Here is a 2,593-nt window from a genome sequence, read left to right as displayed (position 1 = left end):
TGCGTATTCCGGTGATTGCGATCAGCTGTTTCGGTTTATTCCGATCACCAGATCCTGCCGTTTTTCTCTCTTCTTATTTTTACTCTAAGTGATCGGATTGCGCCAGTTTTCTCATTGATTCACCTCCCAGTTCTATTCGATGACTATTGTGTACGAGCCGATCCATTAGCGCGTCTGCAACGGTAGCGTTACCGATCATGTTGTACCACTCCTTTACGGGTAATTGGCTGATGACGATTGTGCTGCTGTTTTGATAACGATCTTCAAGCACTTCTAGTAAGTGACCCGCATGCTCTTGAGTGAGCTTTTCCATTCCCCAGTCGTCGAGGATCAGTAACGCTTTCTTAGCTAGCGATTGCAGTTGCTTTTGATAGCTACCATCCATACGACCCGCGGTCAGGTCGTCAAGCAAGCGTGTTAATCGGTAGTACCTAACCGTTTGTTGTTGGTCACAGGCGCTGGTTGCCAGTGCGCAGGCAAGATACGTTTTTCCTGCGCCTGTTGGGCCTGTAACCAATATGTTCTGGTGCTTGTATAGATAACTGCCCGTCAGAAGTTCGCTCATCTGTTTACGATTGAGGTTTCGTCCCTCCTTATAGATGAGTTGGCTCGGCTGCGCATCTACTCTCAGCTTGGCTTGTCGTTTTAAGCGTTGGATTTTGGTCTGGTTACGATTCAGGATTTCACTGTCCAGAAGCAGGCTTAGCCGTTCCTCGAAGTCCAGTTCTGCGTAGGTGGTCAGTTGCTCTTGCTGCTGCTCTAATGCTTTCGCTGCATGACTCAAGCGTAGGGTTTTAAGTTGGTCGTTCAGTGCATTCATATCCTTTCTCCTAATGATAACTGTTAGGGCCACGAACATTGCTATGAACAAGGTTCGGCGTGTTCGTGCTGTCTTTGCTCAGCTGTCCTTCACGATTGTTTTTCAGCAAATTGCTGATGAAGGTGTAATTGGATTTTGTCAGCATTAGCGCATCTTTACAGGCTTGCTCTAGGCGCGACTCACCATAGGTTTTACTGAGGCTGAGCAAGCCAAGACAGGAACGATAAGACTGCTCTGGATGAGGCTTGGAGTTCAGCATCTTATTGACGATTTCTCGTGTGGCTGGGCCGATATTGGCTCCCCAGCTAAGCAAGCGCCCTGGCGACCACTTTTGATGTTGATGGTTGCTTGGCATGTGCTCTGGTTGGGTGCTGTTTCCTCGCTCTCTTTGGCTACGTGGATGCTGGGCGACCAAGTTACCTTGATGGTAGATCTGTACCAAGCGATTGGAGGCTTCCAACTCAACGTGGTGACCAACAAGTTGATGAGGAACTGAGTAGTAATGACGGCGATATTCGATGTGATAGTCAGGGCCAACTTTGGCTCGCTTAGTTTCGGTATACAGGTAACGCTGCTTAGGCAATGGCTTTAATGCAGGTTTGTCGAGTTTATCGAACAACGTTTGGCGACTAGCGCCATACTGTTTCATCTGACGCTGATTTAACTCATTCATGAGTTCACGGATGGCGAGATTCAACTCTTTAAAGGTATGGAAGGTTTGGTGTCGTAGCCGCATCATGATCCAGCGTTCCACTAGAAGCACGGCATTCTCTGCCTTGGCTTTGTCTTTCGGTTTGTAGGGGCGAGCTGGCATCACAGCGGTTTGATAGTGATTCGCCAGTTTTTGATAGCTGTCGTTCAGTCTCGGCTCATAACGATTGGCTTTGGTGACTGCGCTGCGTAGGTTATCGGGAACTAAGAGTTGTGGTACGCCACCGAAGTGTTCGAACGCATTCGCATGCGCCTCTAACCAGTAGGGCTTCCCTTGGCTGGGGAAGGCTTCAACATAAGTGTAATTGGACGCGCCTAAAGTCGCGACGAACACCTCCGCTTCGCGCACTTCGCCAGTGTCAGGGTTGACCACCTGAAGCCGAGGTCCACAGTAATCGATAAACAGTTTATCACCTGCAACATGAAGTTGGCGCATGCTGCGTTTTTGGGTTTTGAACCAACGAGTGAAGTGCTCGCAGAACTGAGTGTAAGCGTAAGCTTGTTCTTGATGTTGCTCGTGATACTCCTGCCAGAGCAGCATCTTTGTCATGCCTTTACGTCTGAGTTCGACTGCGTACTGAGTGAAGTCTGGCATGACTTTATCTCGACAGGGCTTCTTACCGTGATACAGCACCTGAGTGAGATCTGCATCGCTACAACTGTCGGGTAAAGGCCAACCAAGTTGGCTTTGTTTAAAGCGAGTAAGGAGTTCCGATATGGTGGATGGGCCGAGTTTAAGGCAAGAAGCGATACTACGATTTGAGAGACCGCAGTCGTATTTAAGGCGTAATACCTCTTTGATTTTATTCATTGGAGTTCTCTTTTTGGCCATTATCGCTTCCTTTCCTTCTTGTTTTAGAAGTAAAGGATAGCGAGCTATTGATTTAAAAGAGAAAAAGGAAGGATTTCGGCCATTACGATCGCAGTTTTCGCTATTCCGATCATCGATTTCGGAGTTAGGTTAAAAGTGATCTGATAATCGCGGAATCAGCGATCGGTTTAAACCGAAATGGGTGATCGGATAATCCCGAAATGGGTGATCGGAATGCTCCGAAATATGCA

The 2,593-nt window shown here is 47.9% G+C and carries 2 protein-coding genes; both read right to left on the bottom strand.

Going from position 1 to position 2,593, the window contains the following annotated elements:
• Positions 1 to 79: 79 nt before the first annotated feature.
• Positions 80 to 820, bottom strand: a complete 741-nt coding sequence (istB, locus tag A9260_RS11475) for an IS21-like element ISVch3 family helper ATPase IstB (protein ID WP_068699098.1) — start codon at positions 818 to 820, stop codon at positions 80 to 82.
• A 10-nt stretch (positions 821 to 830) separates the two neighbouring features.
• The gene (gene istA, locus A9260_RS11470; RefSeq protein ID WP_068699096.1) at positions 831 to 2,363 is read right to left on the bottom strand and encodes an IS21 family transposase; all 1,533 of its coding nucleotides are present in this window, start codon (positions 2,361 to 2,363) and stop codon (positions 831 to 833) included.
• Between the last annotated feature and the right edge of the window lie 230 nt (positions 2,364 to 2,593).

Source organism: Vibrio sp. UCD-FRSSP16_30 (assembly GCF_001676025.1).
Classification (GTDB): domain Bacteria; phylum Pseudomonadota; class Gammaproteobacteria; order Enterobacterales; family Vibrionaceae; genus Vibrio.
This window is presented reverse-complemented; position numbering and strand designations above follow the sequence as displayed.

Bases quoted from the DNA above. Each gene is read 5' to 3' on its own strand.
- istB (WP_068699098.1), bottom strand. From the start codon at position 820: ATGAATGCACTGAACGACCAACTTAAAACCCTACGCTTGAGTCATGCA.
- istA (WP_068699096.1), bottom strand. From the start codon at position 2,363: ATGGCCAAAAAGAGAACTCCAATGAATAAAATCAAAGAGGTATTACGC.